Source organism: Actinopolymorpha cephalotaxi (genome assembly GCF_013408535.1).
Classification (GTDB): Bacteria; Actinomycetota; Actinomycetes; order Propionibacteriales; family Actinopolymorphaceae; genus Actinopolymorpha; species Actinopolymorpha cephalotaxi.
This window is the reverse complement of sequence record NZ_JACBZA010000001.1, coordinates 6792324-6811233: the sequence shown is the minus strand read 5'-3', so window position 1 is coordinate 6811233 and position 18910 is coordinate 6792324. Positions and strand designations below refer to the sequence as shown.

The 18910-nt window shown below is 71.0% G+C and carries 19 protein-coding genes; 5 read left to right on the top strand and 14 right to left on the bottom strand.

The genetic code is table 11. The annotated features are described in order from the left end of the window. Positions 1–19: 19 nt before the first annotated feature. The 5 genes from FHR37_RS30530 to FHR37_RS30510 all read right to left on the bottom strand — a co-directional run bounded on the left by FHR37_RS30530 (position 20) and on the right by FHR37_RS30510 (position 4569). Positions 20–1660: an FAD-binding oxidoreductase gene (locus tag FHR37_RS30530; protein ID WP_092886258.1), complete on the bottom strand. Its 1641-nt coding sequence runs from the start codon at positions 1658–1660 to the stop codon at positions 20–22. Positions 1661–1826: 166 nt separating this feature from the next. Then, positions 1827–2330: a 2-C-methyl-D-erythritol 2,4-cyclodiphosphate synthase gene (gene ispF / locus FHR37_RS30525; protein ID WP_269086096.1), complete on the bottom strand. Its 504-nt coding sequence runs from the start codon at positions 2328–2330 to the stop codon at positions 1827–1829. Beyond that, positions 2320–3045 carry a 2-C-methyl-D-erythritol 4-phosphate cytidylyltransferase gene (gene ispD / locus FHR37_RS30520; protein WP_092886256.1) on the bottom strand — a complete coding sequence of 242 codons (726 nt, stop codon included), beginning with the start codon at positions 3043–3045 and terminating at the stop codon, positions 2320–2322. The genes ispF and ispD overlap by 11 nt, the downstream gene beginning before the upstream one ends. Before the next feature lie 107 nt (positions 3046–3152). Further along, entirely contained in the window at positions 3153–3638 is a 486-nt protein-coding gene (locus tag FHR37_RS30515; protein WP_092886254.1) for a CarD family transcriptional regulator, read from the bottom strand. Between the two features lie 145 nt (positions 3639–3783). Beyond that, positions 3784–4569: a phytanoyl-CoA dioxygenase family protein gene (locus FHR37_RS30510; RefSeq protein ID WP_092886336.1), complete on the bottom strand. Its 786-nt coding sequence runs from the start codon at positions 4567–4569 to the stop codon at positions 3784–3786. 138 nt (positions 4570–4707) lie between these two features. On the opposite strand from FHR37_RS30510, the gene FHR37_RS30505 reads away from it, so the two are divergent. Then, positions 4708–5592, top strand: coding sequence for a helix-turn-helix transcriptional regulator (locus FHR37_RS30505; RefSeq protein WP_092886252.1), 885 nt, complete (start codon positions 4708–4710; stop codon positions 5590–5592). Positions 5593–5680: 88 nt separating this feature from the next. Next, positions 5681–6208 (top strand): hypothetical protein, encoded by a 528-nt coding sequence (locus FHR37_RS30500; protein WP_092886250.1) that lies wholly within the window; start codon positions 5681–5683, stop codon positions 6206–6208. A gap of 4 nt (positions 6209–6212) precedes the next feature. Here FHR37_RS30500 and FHR37_RS30495 read toward each other — a convergent pair whose 3' ends face one another. Both FHR37_RS30495 and FHR37_RS30490 read right to left on the bottom strand, forming a co-directional pair. Continuing rightward, a complete protein-coding gene (locus FHR37_RS30495) occupies positions 6213–6896 on the bottom strand; it encodes a response regulator transcription factor (protein WP_092886248.1) in 684 nt (227 codons plus the stop codon). Then, positions 6893–8218 carry a sensor histidine kinase gene (locus tag FHR37_RS30490; RefSeq protein WP_092886246.1) on the bottom strand — a complete coding sequence of 442 codons (1326 nt, stop codon included), beginning with the start codon at positions 8216–8218 and terminating at the stop codon, positions 6893–6895. Before FHR37_RS30490 ends, FHR37_RS30495 begins: the two co-directional genes overlap by 4 nt. A 134-nt stretch (positions 8219–8352) precedes the next feature. Between FHR37_RS30490 and phoU the strand changes: the two genes are divergently transcribed. Continuing rightward, positions 8353–9006 carry a phosphate signaling complex protein PhoU gene (gene phoU, locus FHR37_RS30485; RefSeq protein WP_092886244.1) on the top strand — a complete coding sequence of 218 codons (654 nt, stop codon included), beginning with the start codon at positions 8353–8355 and terminating at the stop codon, positions 9004–9006. A 113-nt stretch (positions 9007–9119) separates the two neighbouring features. On the opposite strand, the gene FHR37_RS30480 is transcribed toward phoU, so the two are convergent. After that, positions 9120–12914, bottom strand: a complete 3795-nt coding sequence (locus tag FHR37_RS30480; protein ID WP_092886242.1) for an ABC transporter ATP-binding protein — start codon at positions 12912–12914, stop codon at positions 9120–9122. 696 nt (positions 12915–13610) lie between these two features. Here FHR37_RS30480 and FHR37_RS30475 point away from each other — a divergent pair. After that, complete coding sequence (locus tag FHR37_RS30475) at positions 13611–13799, top strand: hypothetical protein (protein WP_139239092.1); 189 nt, start codon at positions 13611–13613, stop codon at positions 13797–13799. On the opposite strand, the gene FHR37_RS30470 is transcribed toward FHR37_RS30475, so the two are convergent. Beyond that, positions 13777–14535 (bottom strand): phosphoglyceromutase, encoded by a 759-nt coding sequence (locus tag FHR37_RS30470; protein ID WP_092886240.1) that lies wholly within the window; start codon positions 14533–14535, stop codon positions 13777–13779. The genes FHR37_RS30475 and FHR37_RS30470 overlap by 23 nt on opposite strands. 62 nt (positions 14536–14597) lie before the next feature. Here FHR37_RS30470 and FHR37_RS30465 point away from each other — a divergent pair, with 62 nt between their 5' ends. After that, positions 14598–15059 (top strand): PaaI family thioesterase, encoded by a 462-nt coding sequence (locus tag FHR37_RS30465; RefSeq protein WP_092886238.1) that lies wholly within the window; start codon positions 14598–14600, stop codon positions 15057–15059. Positions 15060–15079: 20 nt separating this feature from the next. Here FHR37_RS30465 and FHR37_RS30460 read toward each other — a convergent pair whose 3' ends face one another. The 5 genes from FHR37_RS30460 to FHR37_RS30440 form a co-directional block, all read right to left on the bottom strand. Beyond that, on the bottom strand, positions 15080–15583 hold the full coding sequence (locus tag FHR37_RS30460) for a type III secretion system chaperone family protein (protein ID WP_092886236.1): 504 nt from the start codon (positions 15581–15583) through the stop codon (positions 15080–15082). Between the two features lie 37 nt (positions 15584–15620). After that, a complete protein-coding gene (gene mshA / locus FHR37_RS30455) occupies positions 15621–16898 on the bottom strand; it encodes a D-inositol-3-phosphate glycosyltransferase (protein WP_456237024.1) in 1278 nt (425 codons plus the stop codon). Between the two features lie 92 nt (positions 16899–16990). Next, a complete protein-coding gene (locus FHR37_RS30450) occupies positions 16991–17536 on the bottom strand; it encodes an O-acetyl-ADP-ribose deacetylase (protein WP_092886232.1) in 546 nt (181 codons plus the stop codon). Next, positions 17533–17997, bottom strand: a complete 465-nt coding sequence (locus tag FHR37_RS30445) for a DUF6069 family protein (protein WP_092886230.1) — start codon at positions 17995–17997, stop codon at positions 17533–17535. The genes FHR37_RS30450 and FHR37_RS30445 overlap by 4 nt, the downstream gene beginning before the upstream one ends. A gap of 150 nt (positions 17998–18147) precedes the next feature. Further along, on the bottom strand, positions 18148–18903 hold the full coding sequence (locus tag FHR37_RS30440; protein ID WP_092886334.1) for an alanyl-tRNA editing protein: 756 nt from the start codon (positions 18901–18903) through the stop codon (positions 18148–18150). Positions 18904–18910: the final 7 nt, after the last annotated feature.

The following is an 18910-nucleotide window of genomic DNA, read 5'->3' as shown; positions in this document are numbered from 1 at the left end:
ACCCGACGGTTCCGCCGGCTCAGCGGGCCGGCTGGATGCCGAGCTCGTGCCCGAACACGCCGCGCGGGTCGTAGTGGGCCTTGATCCGCTGCAGCCGCGGGTAGTTCCCCTTGTAGTACAGCGTGTGCCAGGGCACGCCGGAGGTGTTCCACCCCGGGTCGGCGAGATCGCGGTCGGGATAGTTGATGTACGACCCGTCGTTGGCGGCGTTCGGCGCCGGAACGCCGCCGGTCTCCGCGTACACGTCCCGGTAGATGCGCCGGGCCCAGTCGACCTCCTGCTCGTCGCGCGCCGGGTCGGTCCACGACGACGCGTAGACCACCTTCATGATCGAGCTCCGCTGCGCGGTGGCGGTGGCCGCCGGGTCGACGGTGTTGACCTTGCCGCCGTACGGAACGAACAACGCCAGCGACTCGGGGTTGCGGTAGCCCGGGTCGGTGAGGTGCCGGTGGATCGTGGCCACCTGCGCAGGCGTGTAGCCCCTGCGCAGGTAGGCCGCCTTGTACTTCCCCCGGCCCGGCTGCGGGGTCTCCGCGATGGACCGGGTGAGGGTCATGTTCAGGAACGGGCCCTCCGTCGGCTCACCCACGTAGGGCCGTGGCGAAACACCGTCCACGATCGCCTCGTGGAACGCTGTCAACCTCGCCTTGGCATCGGGCAGCGTCCCGTCGAACTGCGTGGACAGCAGGAACCCGTCGGCAGCGCTGGTCGGAATGAGGAACGGGGCGTAGAGACTGGCGTACGGCGAGTCCGCACCGGCGTGCTTCTCGTACCACGAGAAGTAGTTCGCCATCGTGTGCGCGAACGACTCCGCGGTGACGGCCTTCCAGTCCCAGGCGACGAACGCGCTCAGCAGCGTGGCCGGTGGCCTGGGCAGGGCCCGGGTGGGATCGTTGCCAGCAGCTCCGTGACTGCGCAGGAAGTAGCGGGTGACGACGCCGAAGTTCCCGCCACCTCCGCCGGTGTGCGCCCACCACAGGTCACGGTGCGGGTCGCCCGGCTCCCGGGTCGCCACCACCGGCCGGGCGTGCCCGGACCTGTCCACGACCACCACCTCGACGCCGTACAGGTGGTCGACCACCGAGCCGTGCAGCCGGGACAGCGGGCCGTACCCGCCGCCGCTGAAGTGACCGCCGACACCGACCGACAGGCAGCCGCCGCCCGGCACGGTGACACCCCAGCCGAACAGCAGCGCCTTGTAGACCTGCTCCAACGTCGCGCCCGCCCCGACGGTGAACGCTCCGCGGCGGTGGTCCCAGGTCACCTCCGACAGCGCCGACATGTCCACGACGACCTGCACGTCGGAGTTGTCGACGAAGTTCTCGAAGCAGTGCCCGCCGCCGCGCACCGCGACCCGCCGGCCGGACCGGGCCGCCTTCTCGACCGCACGTGCGACGTCCTCGGTGGAACGCACCACCTCGATGCGTTCGGGCTGCCCGGCGAACCGGCGGTTCTGGCCGCGCAGCATCAGGTCGGCGTAGCGCGGGTCGTCCGGACCGACACCGCCGGCGCCGGGCCCACCGCCGCGGCCCGCAGCCGAGGTCCCGGTGTCCGCCAGTGCCACACCGGCGCCGGCCGCCTGTGTTCCCACCACCCCGGCGCCCGCCACCCCGGCGAGTGCGGCGGTCCCGAGGAAGCCCCGTCTGGTCACGTTCGTCATCGCGAGATCCGTTCCTGGCAAGGCGGTCACGCTGTTCGTGCCACCGGCCCCACGAACGTAACGACGCACCGGCGATCCCCACATCCACCGATCAGTGGATCTGTCCGTCGGCCAGGTGGATACGACATGTTGTCGGTCAGGTGGGTACGACTCAGGCGGGTACGACTCAGGCGGGTACGACCAGGGCGGTGGCGAACGCCGCCAGCCCCTCGCCGCGCCCGGTGAATCCGAGCCCGTCGGTCGTCTTCGCGGCCACGCCCACCGGCGCGCCACACGCCTCGCTCAGCACGCCCTCGGCCTCCACGCGGCGGGCGGCCATCCGGGGCCGGACTCCGACCACCTGCACCGAGACGTTCCCGATCCGCCACCCGGCCGCCCGGACCCGTCCGGCCATCTCGGTCAGCAACGCGACACCGGAGGCGCCGGCCCACACCGGGTCCGACGTACCGATCTGCGCACCGAGGTCGCCCAGCCCCGCGGCGGTAAGGATCGCGTCACAGCAGGCGTGTGCGGCCACGTCTCCGTCGGAGTGCCCGGACAGCCCGACGGTCTCCTGCGGCCAGTGCAGGCCGGCGACCCACATCGGCCGGCCGGGCGCGAACGGATGCACGTCGACCCCGACGCCCACCCGGGGAAGTGCGGTCAGATCGACCGGCGAGTCAGCGGGCACCGGCTGCCCTCCGCCGGGTCAGCAGCGCCTCCGCGGTCAGCAGGTCCAGCGGCCTGGTCACCTTGAACGCCTCCTCCGAGCCGGGAACGGCCACCACCGGCACGCCCTGGCGTTCGACCATGCCGGCGTCGTCGGTGGCAGCTGGGCCCTCCGGAAGTCCGCCGTCGGCCAGAGCCTGCTCGACCGCGGCGTGCGCCGCCGCCAGCACGGCCCGCCGGAACCCCTGCGGAGTCTGCACGGCACGCAGCGAGGACCGGTCCAGGGTGCGGACCACCTGGTCGTCGGCGACCACCTTCACGGTGTCGGCGAGTGGGACGACGGGGACGCAGGCGGCGGCTCCGCGGCGGATCGTCGCGGCCACCGCGTCGACCAGCTCCGGCGGCGCCAGGGGCCGGGCCGCGTCGTGGACCAGGACGACGTCCACGTCCTCGGGCAGGCTGGCCAGTGCGCGGGCCACGGACTGTTGCCGGTCCAGGCCACCGGCGACGACGAGCACCTCACCGACCCACTCGTAGTCGTTCAGCAGGCGTTCGACGGCAGCGGGGTCCTCGGGTGGTGCGGCCACCACCACGAGGTCGACCGAACGGGCGCGGTCCACCGCCCTGACCGCGTGCACGAGCAGCGGTGCGCCGCCCAGCTCACGGAGCGCCTTCGGCAGGCCCGGGCCCAGACGTTCGCCGCGGCCGGCGGCCGGAATGATCGCTGCGGTTCTCATCAGCTCTGTGAGGTCGTACGGAAGGGGTGTGGGTCGTACGGAAGGAGTCCGGGCGCAGGAGAAGCCTCGACCCCGGCGTCAACCGGGGTCGAGGCTCACGCACGTCGTCAGGAAGCGAGTACCTCGTCGAGGAGAGCTTCCGCCTTGTCCTCGTTGGTGTTCTCCGCCAGTGCCAACTCCGAGACGAGTATCTGCCGGGCCTTCGCCAGCATCCGCTTCTCGCCCGCGGAAAGCCCGCGGTCCCGCTCCCGGCGCCACAGGTCGCGGACGACCTCCGCCACCTTGATCACGTCACCGGAGGCAAGCTTCTCGAGGTTGGCCTTGTAGCGCCGCGACCAGTTGGTCGGCTCCTCCGTGTGTGGTGCACGGAGAACCTCGAAGACCTTCTCCAGACCTTCCTGACCCACTACGTCGCGGACGCCGACCAGGTCGACGTTGTCCGCCGGGACCCGGACAACGAGATCGCTTTGTGCCACGATCCGCAGGACGAGGTAGATCTTGTCCACGCCCTTGATCTTGCGTGTCTCGATGTCATCGATGACGGCAGCCCCATGATGGGGGTACACCACTGTCTCGCCGACCTTGAAAGTCATATGTCAGGTACCCCTTCCTCGGTGACAAGGGTAACACGGGGCGATCCTGACACCCTCGACGTTTCCGCAGGTCAGCGCGGGGATGGGGGGTTGACAAGCGACGTCGCGGCATGCTCGGGCAGGTGAAAGGGCCTGCAAGGAGCGGCTACGACCAGGCCTCACAACCCCGGAACGGCAGGTGTTCTCCCTCGACGTACACGGGCTTCGGCTGGTACGGATTGACGCCCGGAGCACCGCGCAGGTGGAACGCGCTCGACCACGGCAACTCGTCGGTGACGATACGGGTCGTGGTCGGAATGTAGCGGATCGTGAGCCCACATCGACGTTGTGGTGAGGTGTTCGCGTTGCTCCCGTGCACGATGTGCGGGTGGTGGACCTCGACGTCGCCGGGCCGCAGCACCATGTCGACGGCCTGGTCCTCGTCCACGTCGACCGCGATCTCCTTGCCCAGAACGTTGTCCACGTCGGTGTTGTCCCGCATCCCCGCGACGTCCCACTTGTGCGATCCCGGCACCAGGCGTACGCATCCGTTCTCCGGAGTCGACGGGTCGACCGCCAGCCACAGCGTGACCACCTTCATCGGCTCCAGCGGCCAGAATGCGCCGTCCTGGTGCCACAGCACCGCCTGGCCCGAGTACGGCGGCTTGCAGATGTAGTGGGAGGCGAACAACGCGACGTCCGGCCCGACGAACGTCTGCGCGATGTCCACCAACCGGTCGTCACTGATCAGGCGGACCCAGAACGGGTCGTCCCGCATCAGAACGTGCCCGAGGTTCTCGGGCCGCAGGTCGGGGTGCTTCGCCTGCAGCCAGTCGACGTGGGCGTTCACTTCCTTGATCAGGTCGGCGTCGATGACGTCGCGGAAGATCACGTAGCCGTCGGCGTCGTAGCGTTCGAGTGCGTCGCGTTCGTCCAGTACCTCTGCGCTCATCGAACTCGTCCCTTTCGTCGGCGGGATCCCGAGGATCCTGATGGTGGTGATGGTCCGGCTCGTGCACTGCACCCATCGTCGGAGCCGGTCCCGGTCGCGGGATAGCACTGCCGATGCGGGAATGTGTACTTTTCTGACATGCCGTCCCGGCAGTCACTGAGGTTCGAGTCCCACGCCGTGGGGCGGGCCTACCACGCCGCCCTGGTCCGGCTCGGCCCCCGCTCGGGCGGGTCCGACCGGCACGGCCACGCGGACTTCTACGAGCTGATGACCGTGGTCGCCGGGTACGCCGACCATCACGTCGGCTCCGGCGTACAGGCACTGGAGCCGGGCGACGTGGTCCTCGTCCGGCCTCGCGACCAGCACGCGATCGCGGGGCGGTCACCGGCCGGGGTGACGTTCGTCAACGTCGCCTTTCCGGCGCCGGCCTGGCGGTCGTTCGTCGACCTCGCCGGCGCCGACCCGGACGGGACCTGGGAGCAGCGCCCGGAACCCCCGCTGCTGGCGCTGCGCGGCGAGCGGGGCGAGGCCGGCCGGGCGGCGTTCGACCGCGCCCTGGCGGCGTTCCACCGCACGCCGACGATGCTCGACCTGATCAGGTTCTGGTCGGAGATCCTCGCCCTCGGCGGCTTCGACGGGCACCTCGAGGCCGAACGCGGCGGCGCCGGTGCGCTCGCCGGGGAGCCCCGCCCGGCGTGGCTGGTCCGCGCCTGTGCCGAGATGCGCACCGAGGACAACCTGCGGGCCGGCGTACCCCGGCTGCGCGAGCTGGCGACCGTGAGCGGGGCGCACCTGGCCCGGTCCATGCGCACGCACTACGCCACCTCGCCGACGCGTTTCGTCACCGAGTTGCGGCTCGAACGCGCCCGGGTCCTGCTGGCCACGACCGACCTCACCGTCACCGCGATCGCCCACCGCACCGGTTTCGCCAGCCAGTCGTACTTCACTCGGTGCTTCCACCGGGCGCACGAACTCTCTCCGCGTGCGTACCGGCGGCGTGCCCGGCGCGCGTTCGTTCCGTAGGGCGCGCCCTCGCCCTTGGCGTCAATGTGTTCAGGCAGGCCCGATACGCTGTGCCACGCGCCGGATGTGACACCGAGGAAGGAACGCCGTGCTGTCATCGAGGTTCGGCCGTGGCCTGGCCGCAGGCCTGGTCGCGATCGCTCTGCCCGTTCTCGCGGGCTGTGGCTCCACTGCTACGCAGACGCCCTACACCCCGAGCGACGGCGTGTGGACCAACCACGACAACCTGCAGCTTCGCAACGTCGTCGCGGTCGCACCGCGCGAGGGCGCGGCCACGCTGGTCGGCACGATCTTCAACACCGGCTCCGGTGCGGACGTCCTGACCGGCGTACGTGTGTCCGGCGGCCAGGCCAAAGTGGGCTCGGGCACCGTGCCGCTGCCGGCCGGTGGCGCGGCGGTGCTCGGCGACACCACCAGCCAGGGCGCGGCGGTGCCCACGACACTGACCGGCGCGGGCGTCAAGCCCGGGCTGGTGATCCCGGTGACGTTCAAGTTCCAGCGGGCCGGCACGGTGCGCCTCGACGTACTCGTCGTCCCCCGCAAGGGCATCTGGGCCACCGTGCCCCCGCCCGGTGGCCCCACGCCGAAGCGCACGCCGAAGCCGATCCCCGGCTGAGCTCTCAGCTCTCGAACTTGTAGCCCAGCCCGCGCACCGTCACCAGGTGACGTGGGTTGCCCGGGTCCGGCTCGATCTTCGCCCGCAGCCGCTTGACGTGCACGTCCAGCGTCTTGGTGTCACCCACGTAGTCCGCTCCCCACACCCGGTCGATCAGCTGACCGCGGGTCAGCACCCGGCCGGTGTTGCGCAGGAACATCTCCAGCAGCTCGAACTCCTTCAGCGGCAGGCGTACGTCGCCACCGCCGACCGACACCACGTGGCGTTCGACGTCCATCCGGACCGGTCCGCCCTCGAGCGTGGCCTGGACGACCTCGCCGGTCGGCTCGATGCCGCGGCGCAGGACCGCACGGATCCGGGCGACGAGCTCACGCGGGCTGTAGGGCTTGGTGACATAGTCGTCGGCGCCCAGCTCCAGCCCCACCACCTTGTCGATCTCGGTGTCCTTCGCGGTCACCATGATGACCGGGACGTTGGAAGTACGGCGGAGCTCGCGGCAGACCTCGGTCCCGGACAGGCCGGGCAGCATCAGGTCGAGCAACACGATGTCGGCGCCGCCGCGTTCGAACTCCTCCAGCGCGACGGTGCCGGTGGCCGCCAGCGCGACCTCGAACCCCTCCTTGCGGAGCACGTACGACAGCGCGTCGCTGTAGCTCTCCTCGTCCTCCACGACGAGCACACGGGTCACCGGCTTGCCTCCTTCGGACGGCGTACGGCACTCGCGTCCGCCGGCGTTGCGGGTCTGGTTGCGGGTCTGGTTGTGGATCTGGTCTGGTCGGGGTGCGGGAGGTCGGCCGGCCCGGGAAGGCGGACCGAGCCGATCTCGCGGATGGGCGCGGAGGACGCGGACGGCTCGGCCGCGGGGTCAGGTCGCAGCGGCAGCAGGAGGGTGAACGTCGACCCCTCCCCTTCCACGCTCCACACATCGACCGCTCCGCCGTGGCTGGCCGCCACGTGCTTGACGATGGACAGGCCGAGGCCGGTGCCGCCGGTCTGCCGGCTGCGGGCCCGGTCCACCCGGTAGAAGCGTTCGAAGACCCGCTCCAGCTCCTTCTCCGGGATGCCGACGCCCTGGTCGGACACCGCGATCTCGGCCATCGGGCCGAATCCCTCGAAGGTGGCCGCCGGCCGCCGGCGTACGTCGACCACCACGCGGGTGTGTTCGGGGCTGTACGTCACGGCGTTCTCGACCAGGTTGCCGAGCGCGATGATCAGCTGCTGGGCGCTTCCGGTCACGGTGAGGCCGGTGTCCCCGGCTCGGACCAGCGCGACCTGCTTGGTCTGCGCGTCCACCCGGGACCGGTCCAGGGCGCCGTCGATCACCTGGTCCAGCTCGATCGACGCGGCCTCCTCCACCGGGTCGTCGGCCTGTACGCGGGAGAGCTCGATGATCTGCTGCACCAGCCGGGTCAGCCGGTCGCTCTCGACCTGCATCCGGCCGGCGAACCGCTGGACGGCCTCGGGGTCGTCGGCGGCGTGCTGGACCGCCTCGGCCAGCAGGACGAGGGCGCCGATCGGGGTCTTCAGCTCGTGGCTGACGTTGGCGACGAAATCGCGCCGAATGGTGTCGATCCGGCGTTCCTTGGTGCGGTCCTCGACCAGCACCAGGATCAGCTCACTGCCGAGCGGGGCGACCCGGGCGGAAACGGACAGCACGTCCTGACCGAAACGGCCGCGGGGCAGCTCGAGGTCGCACTGCCGGATCTCACCGTCCCGGCGTACCTGCCGGACGAGTTCGAGGAGGTCCTCGACCACTATCCGGCTGCCGCGAACCAGCCCGAACGACCGGGCCGGGGCGCTGGCCTGGCGTACCTCGTCGTGGGGGCCGACGACCACGCCGGCCGAGCGCAGCACGGCGAGGACCTTCGCCACGTCGGGGGGTACGGCCGGCTCCGGCTCCTCCGGCGTCCTGGTCTGGGCGCCTTCGCTCAACCGGAAAGCCAGGACCGCGACCGCGCCGATGGCGAGGCCGACCAGGCCGCTGAGGGTCGCGGCGAGCGTCGCTTCCACGCCCCGATGGTAAGCCGACCTTCCCAGCAAAAGCCCACGTCGGGGGCGGTGATCCGCACAGCCGACAGCCAGAGTTCACCCGTTGTTTGGCCGCGTACTCCGCCTCGTCACCTGAATCACCTACGGTGTTCGCTATGCGAGACGCGTTTCACGAGCAGCTTCAGCACCTGACCGACCGAATGGTCGAAATGGCCAATCTGGTGGAGGTCGCCGTCCGGGAAGGGACCGGCGCCCTGCTGGAGGCCGATGCCCGGCGGGCGGAACGGGTGATCGCCGCCGACGCCCAGATCGACCGCCTGCAGTCACTGGTCGAGGAACGCACGTTCGAGCAGCTTGCCCTGCAACAGCCGGTTGCCAGCGACCTGCGTGCCCTGGTGGCCGCGCTGCGGATGGTGGCCGACCTGGAGCGGATGGGCGACCTCGCCGAGCACGTCGCCAAGATCGCCCGGATGCGCTACCCCGAGTGTGCGATCCCGGCCGAGCTGCACGACACGATCGCCGAGATGGGTTCGGTGGCGGAGCGGATGGTGCACAAGGTCGCCGAGACCGTGCGTTCCTCCGACGTCACCCAGGCGGTCGACCTGGTGGCCGAGGACGACCAGATGGACCGGTTGCGGAGGTCGCTGTTCCACATCGTGCTGGACAAGGACTGGTCGCACGGCGTCGAGGCCGCGATCGACATCGCCCTGCTGGGGCGCTACTACGAACGCATCGCCGACCACGCGGTCTCGATGGCCCGCCGGGTGATCTACCTCGTGACCGGAGACGTGCCGGTTCGTTCGTCCTGACCGGTTCAGCCTGGTCCCGAACGATCCTTTCGGGCGGGCTCGAACGTGACCGGGGCCGGTGTCGAACTCTCGACACCGGCCCCGGTTCTTCGTTGCTTCGCCCCTGCCTTCGGCTACTGCGCCGCGGCGACCCGGGCCGCCTGGAACTGCTCGGCGGTCTGGTCGGCGACCACCTGCCCGTCGTGCACGGTGACGATCCGGTCCACCCACCGCAGCGTCTGCGGCCGGTGCGCGATCACGATGGTCGTCCGCCCGGCGGCGACCTTCGCCATCGCCTGCTCGACGCGGCGCTCACTCTGCAGGTCCAGGTGTGAGGTGGCCTCGTCGAGCACCAGGATCCGCGGGTCCAGGACCAGCGCCCTGGCCAGGCACAGCAACTGGCGCTGTCCCGCCGACAGCGACCGGCCGCGTTCCTGCACCTCGTGAAGGTAGCCGCCGTCCAGCCGGGCGATGAAGTCGTGCGCGCCCACCGCGCGGGCGGCCTGCTCCACCATCTCGTCGGTGACGTCCGGGATGCCGTACGCGATGTTGTCCCGGATGGTGCGCGAGAACAGGAACGGCTCCTGCGGGACGTAACCGATCGACTGACGGAACTTCTCCGGGTCGAAGCCGGTCACCGGAGCACCGTCGATCTCGACCTGCCCGTCGGTAGCGTCGTAGAACCTCGTTATCACCTTGGCGATCGTGGACTTCCCGGCGCCGGTCTGCCCGACGAACGCCACCCGTTCGCCTGCGTCGATGCGCAGGTCGGCGCCGCGCAAGGCGGGCTTGCGGGTGCCGTTGTACTGCAACGTGACGTCGCGCAACTCGATGTCGCCGCGCAGCTTGCCGATCTCGGCGGGTTCGGCCGGCGTGGGGACGCTGACCTCCTCCGCCAGCAGGGCAGCGATACGGGTGACACCCGTACGCGCCCGCTGGTAGATGTCGAACACCGTCGCCATCTGCTGAATCGGAGCGAACGCCAGCGCGAGGTAGAGCAGGAACGGCACGAGTTCGGCCACCCGCAGCTGACCGGCCTCGACCAGGTGCCAGCCGACCAGCAGCGTGGTCGCCACGGTGAGCCCGGCGAGCAGCTCGATGAACGCGACGTACATCGCGGTCGCCCGGTTGCTCGTTCGCCGCGCGGCGAACTGCCGGTCGGCGAGGCCACGGAAGTGCGCCTGGTTGGCGTACTCGCGCTGGAACGCCTGGGTGACCGGCAGCACCGCGAGGGTCTCGTGCAGGTAGGTGTTGAGTGCGGAGTTGAGTTCGCGTGCCTCCTCATACGCCGGACCCACCACCCGGCGGTACCAGATCGTGGCCACCGTCGCCGGCGGAACGACCGCCAGCACCACCAGCGCGAGCGTCGGGTTGAGCACCAGCAGCACCGCCGTCATGCCGGTGAACGTGACGATCGCGACCAGGGCGTTGGTGAGCCCGGCCTGGATCAGCTCGGCCACCGCGTTGACGTCGGAGGTGAGCCGGGTCATGATCCGGCCCGCGTGCGTGCGGTCGTAGTAGTCCATGCCGAGCCGCTGCAGATGGGCGAACAGCCTTATCCGCAAGGCGTACAGGATGCGCTCGGTGGTACGTGCGGTGACGAACGTGGTGGCCCAGACGTCACTCCAGTCGATCAGCGCCACCAGTCCGAACACCGCGCAGGTGACCAGCAGCATGCCGAGCGACCTGCTGCCCAGGGCCTGGTCCAGGCCCTTCTGCACCAGCAGCGGACCGGCCAGCACGGCCAGCGCGTCCACCAGCAGCAACGCCAGGCCGAGCAGGATCCCCCAGCGCTGCGGCCGCAGCATCCGGGTGAGCTTGAACCGCTCGTGCCGGTTGGACTCCTGCTCGACGTCGACACCGGCCTCGTCGGCGGCCGGCCGCAGTGCGGCCAGCGCGGCCAGGAGCTCCGGCGACACCGGGTCGCCGACCCTTGCCCGCAACGGGTTCGCCACCGTCTGCGAGGGCTGCCACGCCTCGGTGGTCACCGGCGCTGACTCCGGTGCGCCGTCGCCTTCACCACCCTTGGGGTCGTTGTTGTCGTCGTTGGTGTCGGCCAGCTCCGACATCAGGGCCTGGTACAGCCCGGAGCGGGCCAGCAGCTCCTCGTGGGTGCCCTGGTCGACCACCCGGCCGGCGTCCACGAGCACTACCCGGTCGGCCAGCGCGACGGTGGACTCGCGGTAGGCGACCACGATCACGGTGCGGCCGTCGACCACCTCACGCATCGCGTCCAGGATGCGCCGCTCGACGTGCACGTCCACCGCCGACGTCGCGTCGTCCAGAACGAGTACGTCCGCGTCGGCCACCAGCGCCCGGGCCAGCGCGATCCGCTGCCGCTGCCCGCCGGACAGGCCGAGGCCCTCCTGCCCGACCTCGGTGTCGTACCCCTCGGGCAGGTTGGTCACGAAGTCGTGGATGGCGGCGATCTTCGCCATCGAGACAACCTCGTCGTCGGTGGCGTCCGCGCGGCCGTAGGCGATGTTGTCCCGGATCGAACCCGACAGCAGCATCGCCTCGTCGAAGACCATGCTGACCCGCCGGCGCAGGTCCGGCAGTGGCAGCTGCCGTACGTCCACGCCGTCCAGCAGCACCCGGCCCGCGCTCGCGTCGCGCAGCCGGGACACCAGCTGCAGGGCGGAGGACTTGCCGGAGCCGGTGGGCCCGACGATCGCCACGGTCTCACCGGGCAGGACGTCCAGGCTGAACCCGTCCAGCGCCTCCGGCCCGTCAGGGTAGGAGAACGACACGTCGTCGAACGTCACGAACGCACCGCGCTCGGCGCTGCCGCCGGACCGGTCCGTCGTGGCCCCGTCCGTCGTGGCCTCGTCCATCGTGGCCCCGTCCGTCGTGGTCCGGGCCGCCTCGTCGCGCACCTCGGGCTCGACGGCGAACACCTCGGCGATCCGCTCGGTGCCCGACCGCGCCCGCGGGAGCAGCGTGAGCACCATCGCCAGCAGCCGGGCCGAACCGTTCAGGTCGGCCAGGTAGGCGAGGAAGGCGAAGAACGTGCCGACGGTCAGGTGACCGTTCAGGGCGAGCCAGCCACCGAACAACAACACCAGCACCTGGCCGGCCAGCGGCGAGGCCTGCAGAGTCGCGAGCAGCGGCGAGCGTTCGCGCACCGCACGCACCCGGGAACGGAACAGGACGGTCAGCGACTCCACGAACCGGGCGAGCTCTGACCGCTCCTGGCCGAACCCCTTCACCACTCGTACGCCGGTGATCGCCTCCTCGGCGACCGTGGTCATGTCCGCCTCACGCTGCTGCGCGTCCCAGGACGCGGCGTACACCCGCATGTGCAGCCGGCGGGTGACCGTCACCAGCACCACGAGGACACCGCACAACACCAATGCCAGCAGGGGCGACAACATGGCCATGATGCACAGGGCCAAGGTCACCTGCAGGACGGTGCCGAGCACCGGCGGCAGCAGACCGACGGCCTGTTGGATCAGCACCAGGTCGGAGTTGACCCGGGCGACCAGCTGCCCGCTCTGCATCCGCTCGTGCGCGGCGGCGTCCAGATGCTGCAGGTGTGCGTAGAGGTCGTCGCGGATGTCGTTCTGTACGTGGATGCTCAGCCGCCCGCCGGTCTCGCGCCACAGGCCGCTGGCGCAGGCCCGGAGCGCGACGACGCCCACCAGGGCGAGCACCCAGGGAAGCACCGGCCGGGTCCGCGCCACGATCGCGTCGTCGACCACGAGCCTTTGCAGCAGCGGTGCGCTGACCAGCGCGGCGGTCCACGCGGTCGCGGCCGCCAGCGCCATCACCAGCGCGCGGCGATGACGGCCGAGGTAGGGCGCCAGCCACCGCAACCAGCCCTTGACGGGAGCAGGTTGGGCCGGAATCTCCTTGGCAGGAAGGGATTTCGGCACTGCCACGGGTTGACGGGCCACCGACACCGACGAGGTGGCGGTGGGTGTGGCCATCGGCGTCGAACTGTTCGAACGCGGTGTGGGCAGGACAGGTCTGGTCCGGGCCCCGGCCCGGGACCCAAGAGAGAACACGATTGGTCTTTTCCCGCCGACGGCGGAACGTCGGAAGTCACATCATCAACAGGGCCGGCATGGTCGGGCACCTCGTCCGCCGACGGCGAGGTGATCGCGATCTCGAGCAGGTGTGGGAGAGGAAGTCGCGGACTCCATGGCAGGGCAACAGACCGCACAGGATCCTTCGGGCACATCCCGGACACGCCACGGCACACCATCCGGGTGCACACGGCAGGGCCAGGCGCGACGATCGGCCACCAGCCGCGACGCGGCAGGCGTCAGGTCGTCTCGCGGGTCCGGGTTGTGGAAACGATCCCACTCAGGTGGCTACAGCTCGCCACAGGGTCCGGCGTTCCCTCTCCACACGAATGCTCTCAGGCGCCCGTGCCGAGGGTCCCTGTCACAAGAGAATGGACGGGAAGAAGTACGCGGGAACGTGCGGGTGATAACGCCGCACTGTGGGTCGGTGGGGAAGGGTCCTGCGAAGCGTCCGATGTGACGCTGACATGGCGCGCACGCACCTCAACTGCTGCTGTGGGTTGGCCAGGAAGAGAAGGAAGCAGGCTTCGTCGTCTGCGAATGACAAAAGGCTAACCGGGGCGTGCGAAACTCGCGACCGCTTTCCACATCATGGACGTGAGCGAGCTCACCACCCCTTGGGTCGTACGAAACTGTCAACTCCCCGGTGGCATGCACGGTTACGTCGGACCGGCAGCTTTGTCCGACGATTCTCGCTGCCGGTCCGACGGCGGGCTGGTGATCTGGCTGGTGATCTGCAGGCTGGTGAAGGGCCGGCGGGCGATCAGCGGCGGCCCTGGTTCTTGACCGCCTCGATCGCGGCGGCCGCCGCGGCCGGGTCGAGATACTCCCCGCCCACCTTGGTCGGCCGCATCCGGTCGTCGAGCTCGTACAGCAGCGGGACACCGGTGGGGATGTTCAGCCCCACGACGGCCTCGTCGCTCATCCCGTCCAGGTGCTTGACCAGGGCGCGGATGGAGTTGCCGTGCGCGGCCACCAGGACCGTCGACCCGCGCCGCAGGTCGGGGATGATCGCGTCGTACCAGTACGGCAGCATCCGCTCGACCACGTCGGCCAGGCATTCGGTGCGGGGCAGGATCTCCGGCGGAAGGTCGGCGTAACGGGCGTCGCCTGCCTGGGAGAACTCCGAGGCGTCCTCGATCGGCGGGGGCGGCGTGTTGTACGACCGCCGCCAGATCATGAACTGCTCCTCGCCGAACTCCTCCAGCGTCTGCTTCTTGTCCTTGCCCTGCAGCGCGCCGTAGTGCCGCTCGTTGAGCCGCCAGCTGCGGCGGACCGGCAGCCAGTGCCGGTCGCAGGTGTCCAGCGCGATCTCGGCGGTGCGGATCGCCCGGCGCAGCACCGAGGTGTGCACGACGTCGGGCAGCAGGGCACGCTCGCGCAGCAGTTCCCCGCCGCGGCGTGCCTCCGCCTCGCCGGTCGCGGACAGGTTGACGTCCACCCAGCCGGTGAAGAGGTTCTTGGCGTTCCACTCGCTCTCGCCGTGGCGGAGGAGGACAAGTCGGTACGGCGCTGCGCTCATGGGCCCGACTTTACCGACGCTTCCTGGGCGGGCCGCACCCCGGAACGGTTGACTGGGTCGGTGTGACCGCTCCCTCACTCCCCGACGACCTCCCCGAAGACCCCGAGGCGCTCCTCCGGCTCGGCCGCGAACTGCTCGCCGCCCAGTCGTTCAGCCTGCTGCTCGAGGCCCGGCTGGACACCTTCCGGCCGGGTCTGGCCGAGCTCTCCCTCCCGCTCGGCCCCCGCCTGCTGCAGCAGTACGGCCACGCCCACGGCGGCGTGGTCAGCTATCTCGCCGACAACGCGATGACCTTCGCCGGTGGTTCGGTGCTCGGCCCGGCGGTGACCACCGTCGGGTTCTCGATCAACTACCTCCGGCCCGCGGAGGGTGCGCGGCTGGCGGCGGTGGCGACCGTGGTCAACGGCGGACGCCGGCTCGCGGTGGTGCGCTGCGACGTGTCGGCCCGCGACGACGCCGGTACGCCGACCCTGTGCGCGGTCGCCCAGGGAACGATTGCCACGGTGGATCGGCCCGGAACCTGAGGGCCTGCGGAAGCCAGGGTCTACTCCCCGTCCGGAAGCCGGTCGGGGAGCAGATGGCGGAACGCCGCCAGGTTGGCCGTCGACTCACCCCGCGACGTACGCCATTCCCACTCGCGGCGGATCGCGCCGGCGAAGCCGAGTTCGAGCAACTGGTTGAACGAGGAGTCGGCGGCGTCCAGCACCGTGCCGAGGATCCGGTCGATCTCCTCGGGCGTGACGGCTGTCAACGCCAGCTTGCCGGTGAGGTGGATGTCGCCCAGATGGTCGATCGCGAACGCCACGCCGTACAACCGCAGGTTGCGTTCGAGCAGGTAGCGGTAGACGCCCTCGTGGTTCTCGTCCGGGCGGCGGGCGACGAACGCGTGCACGGTCACCGCCTGCTCGCCCACGTCCAGCACACACGTGGTGCGCAGCTTGCGTTCGCCGGGCAACTGCACCACGAACGAGCCGGGGCGCGGCTCCTCGGCCTCGACGCCCAGGTCGGCGAGGGTCGCCCGGATCACGGCGGCGGGATCGTCACTCACCCGCCCACCGTATCCGCGCGGTGGGGCGGGCCGGCGATCAGCGGAGCATGCTGACCCTGCGTTCGGGTCGGGCGAGTGCCGCGGAGTAGACGTCGAGCATCCGCGCCGCCGTCACCGCCCAGCCGAACCCCTGCGCGTGGCGTACGCCGCCCGCACCCAGCCGGGCGAGCCGGTCGGAGTCGTCGAGCAGACCCTCCAGCACCCGGGCCCACCGGCGCGGGTCGTGGCCGTCGACCAGCGCCCCGGAGACGTCGTCGGCCACCGCGGTCAGCAGGCCCCCGGTGGCGGCCGCCACCACCGGGGTGCCGCAGGCCTGCGCCTCGAGTGCGACCAGCCCGAAGGACTCGTTGTACGACGGAACGGCCACCAGGGTCGCCGCGTGGTACCACCGGGCCAGCTCCGCCTGCCGGACCGGCGGCACGAACCGCACCACGTCGGCCAGGCCGAGGTCGCGGGCCAGCCGGGCGAGCTTGCCCGGCGCGGACGTACCCGATCCGCTCGGGCCGCCCACGACCGCGACCACGAGGCGCCGCCGCAGCTCGGGCCGGGCGCGCAGCAGCTCGGCGGTCGCGCGCACCAGCACGTCCGGCGCCTTCAGCGGCTGGATCCGACCGGCGAACATCAGCACCGCGGCGTCCTCGGGCAGGCCGAGCTCACGCCGGGCGGCCCGGGTGTCGCCGGGGGCGAAGACGTCCAGGTCGACGCCGGGGTTGACGGTGACCACACCCGCCGGGTCCGCGTCGTACAGCTCGATCAGCTGGCGGGCCTCCTCGTCGGTGTTGGCGACCAGCCAGTCCGCCGCCTCCACCACCTGCTCCTCGCCGATCACCCGGGCCCGGGGCTCGGGCCGGTCACCCTTGGCGAGCTGGGCGTTCTTGACCTTGGCCATGGTGTGCATGGAGTGCACCAGCGGGACGCCCCAGCGTTCCTTCGCCAGCGCACCGACCTGCCCGGACAGCCAGTAGTGGGAGTGGATCAGGTCGTACCACCCCAGGTCGTGGGCCGCCTCGGTACGCAGCACACCGCGGGCGAACGCGCACAGCTGCGCGGGCAGCTCGTCCTTGGCCAGGCCCGCGAACGGACCCGCGACCACGTGCCGGACCCGTACGCCCGGCTCGGCCTCCACGATCGGCGGCTGGTCACTGCTGGTCGCCCGGGTGAAGATCTCCACCTCGATGTCCAGCGCCGCCATCCGGCGGGCGAGCTCGACGACATAGACGTTCATACCGCCCGCGTCGCCGGTGCCCGGCTGGTCCAGCGGCGAGGTGTGCACGCTCAGCATCGCCACCCGCCTGGGCACGGATCCGTGGCGCACCCCGACGCACCTCCTCCGCCGGCGACCCGGCTCCCGATCACGGCCGGCGGCACGGCCGGCCTGATCCATTGCAACCCCCGGCCGCCGCCGGGTCATTCCCCGGTGTCCGAACCGGTCGGGTGCCCGCCCGCCGAGGCCGCGCCCAGCGCCTGGGAGAACGCACCGAACACCGCCGTCGTGAACAACACGAACCTCGCCTCCACGACCCGCGTGGGGGTCTCGCGGACCACCTGGAGCGCGGTCCGCGCCGCGTCGTCGAGCGGCCAGCCGAAGATGCCCGCCGAGATCGCCGGGAACGCGACCGTCTCCGCGCCGAGGTCGTCCGCCACACCGAGCGCGTTGCGGTAGCAGGAGGCCAGCAGGCCGCGGTCGCGCTGGCCGGCGTTCCAGTTGGGGCCGACGACGTGCACCACCCAGCGGGCGGGCAGGTTGCCGGCCGTCGTCGCACCGGCGCCGCCCACGGCGAGACCGTCGGGGAACAGCCGCACGCAGTCGGCCAGGATGTCCGGCCCGCCGGCCCGGTGGATCGCCCCGTCGACGCCTCCGCCACCGCGCATCGCGGAGTTGGCGGCGTTCACCACCACATCGACCGACTGGGCGGTGATGTCACCTTCGAGGAGTACGACACGGGGACTCACGGGCGCCTCACAGCACTAAGCCCGACGCCGTTCAGCAGCGACAGGATGGCGATACCGACCACCAGGTTGATGGCGGCTGTGACGAGTTGACTGTTGCGGGTCGCGGCGGCCAGGAACGGCGTGACCACCGCGACGACGGTGGTGAGCGCCACGATCCAGGAGAAGAACAGCAGCGGGCGCGGAGTGGCCACCAGGAGCACGTGCAGCAGCCCGGTGGCGGCGATCGCGGCCAGGGCCGCCAGCAGGGCGTACGCGAGAGTCACCATGTCGCCCAGGTGCGTGGCACCCAGGGGTGGTACGACCGGAATGGTGACGAACGCCTGGATGACGAACGCGGCGACGATCACGATCAGCGCCGCCACCAGCGCGGTGGCCAGGCCACCGGCCCACAGCCGTCCCGCGTCCACCTCCGGGAGGTGGCGCTCCTCCGTCGGCACCGGAGGCCTCGGATGCTCGGTCATGGCGTTCCCCCGTGGCCCATTATTGCCCGGCCGTGGGGGGACGCCGGTCTCGGCGATCACCAAGCCACCATCACCACGCCGCGATCTCCACGCCTCGATCTCCTCTGCCTCGGTCTCCTCAGGCCTCGGTCTCCTCAGGCCTCGGTCTCCTCAGGCCTGGTCGGGGCGCAGCCGCAGCCGCACCCGGCGGAAGCCGCGGCCCTTGTTCTCCACCTTCGCGATCTCGATCTCGCCGATGCTCCGCGTCGACGCCACGTGGGTGCCGGCGTCGGCCTGGACGTCCAGACCGGTGATGTCGACCAACCGGACCACCTCCACGTCGGCGGGAACGAGGTTGGTGGCGGTGCGGATGATGTCGGGCAACGCGAACGCCTCCGCCCGCGGCAGCACGCGCACCTCGATCGCCCGGTCGGCGGCCACCTCGGTGTTGGCCGCCTCGGTGATCCGGTCGCGGAACCCCTCGGGCAAGGTGTCCAGGTTGAAGTCCAGCCGCCCCTCGAGGGGGTTCATGTTGGACCCGGTGATCAGGGCTCCGAAGTCGCGGAACACCACGCCGCCGAGCAGGTGGAGTGCTGAGTGGGTGCGCATCAACGAGGTGCGGCGTACGTCTTCCAGCGCACCGCGCACGGACGTGCCGACCGGCGGGATCGGGTCGTCCTCGTGCGGGAGCAGGGCGAGGTCGTCGCCCTTGCGCACACCGACGATCCGGGTGCGCACGCCGCCCCACAGCAGCACGCCCTCATCGGGTGGCTGGCCGCCGCCACCGGGATAGAACGCCGACCGGTCGAGCACGATGCCGTCCTCGGCGCCGGCGGCGAGAACGGTGGCGTCCCACTCCCGGACGCTCTGGTCGGTGAGCTCGAGCCGGTGCGTGCGCCCGTGGCGGTCGAAGTCGGCTGTGGTCATGCGCACA

Bases quoted from the DNA above. Each gene is read 5' to 3' on its own strand.
- FHR37_RS30530 (WP_092886258.1), bottom strand. From the start codon at position 1,660: ATGACGAACGTGACCAGACGGGGCTTCCTCGGGACCGCCGCACTCGCC.
- ispD (WP_092886256.1), bottom strand. From the start codon at position 3,045: ATGAGAACCGCAGCGATCATTCCGGCCGCCGGCCGCGGCGAACGTCTG.
- FHR37_RS30515 (WP_092886254.1), bottom strand. From the start codon at position 3,638: ATGACTTTCAAGGTCGGCGAGACAGTGGTGTACCCCCATCATGGGGCT.
- FHR37_RS30510 (WP_092886336.1), bottom strand. From the start codon at position 4,569: ATGAGCGCAGAGGTACTGGACGAACGCGACGCACTCGAACGCTACGAC.
- FHR37_RS30505 (WP_092886252.1), top strand. From the start codon at position 4,708: ATGCCGTCCCGGCAGTCACTGAGGTTCGAGTCCCACGCCGTGGGGCGG.
- phoU (WP_092886244.1), top strand. From the start codon at position 8,353: ATGCGAGACGCGTTTCACGAGCAGCTTCAGCACCTGACCGACCGAATG.
- FHR37_RS30480 (WP_092886242.1), bottom strand. From the start codon at position 12,914: ATGGCCACACCCACCGCCACCTCGTCGGTGTCGGTGGCCCGTCAACCC.
- FHR37_RS30470 (WP_092886240.1), bottom strand. From the start codon at position 14,535: ATGAGCGCAGCGCCGTACCGACTTGTCCTCCTCCGCCACGGCGAGAGC.
- FHR37_RS30445 (WP_092886230.1), bottom strand. From the start codon at position 17,997: ATGACCGAGCATCCGAGGCCTCCGGTGCCGACGGAGGAGCGCCACCTC.
- FHR37_RS30440 (WP_092886334.1), bottom strand. From the start codon at position 18,903: ATGACCACAGCCGACTTCGACCGCCACGGGCGCACGCACCGGCTCGAG.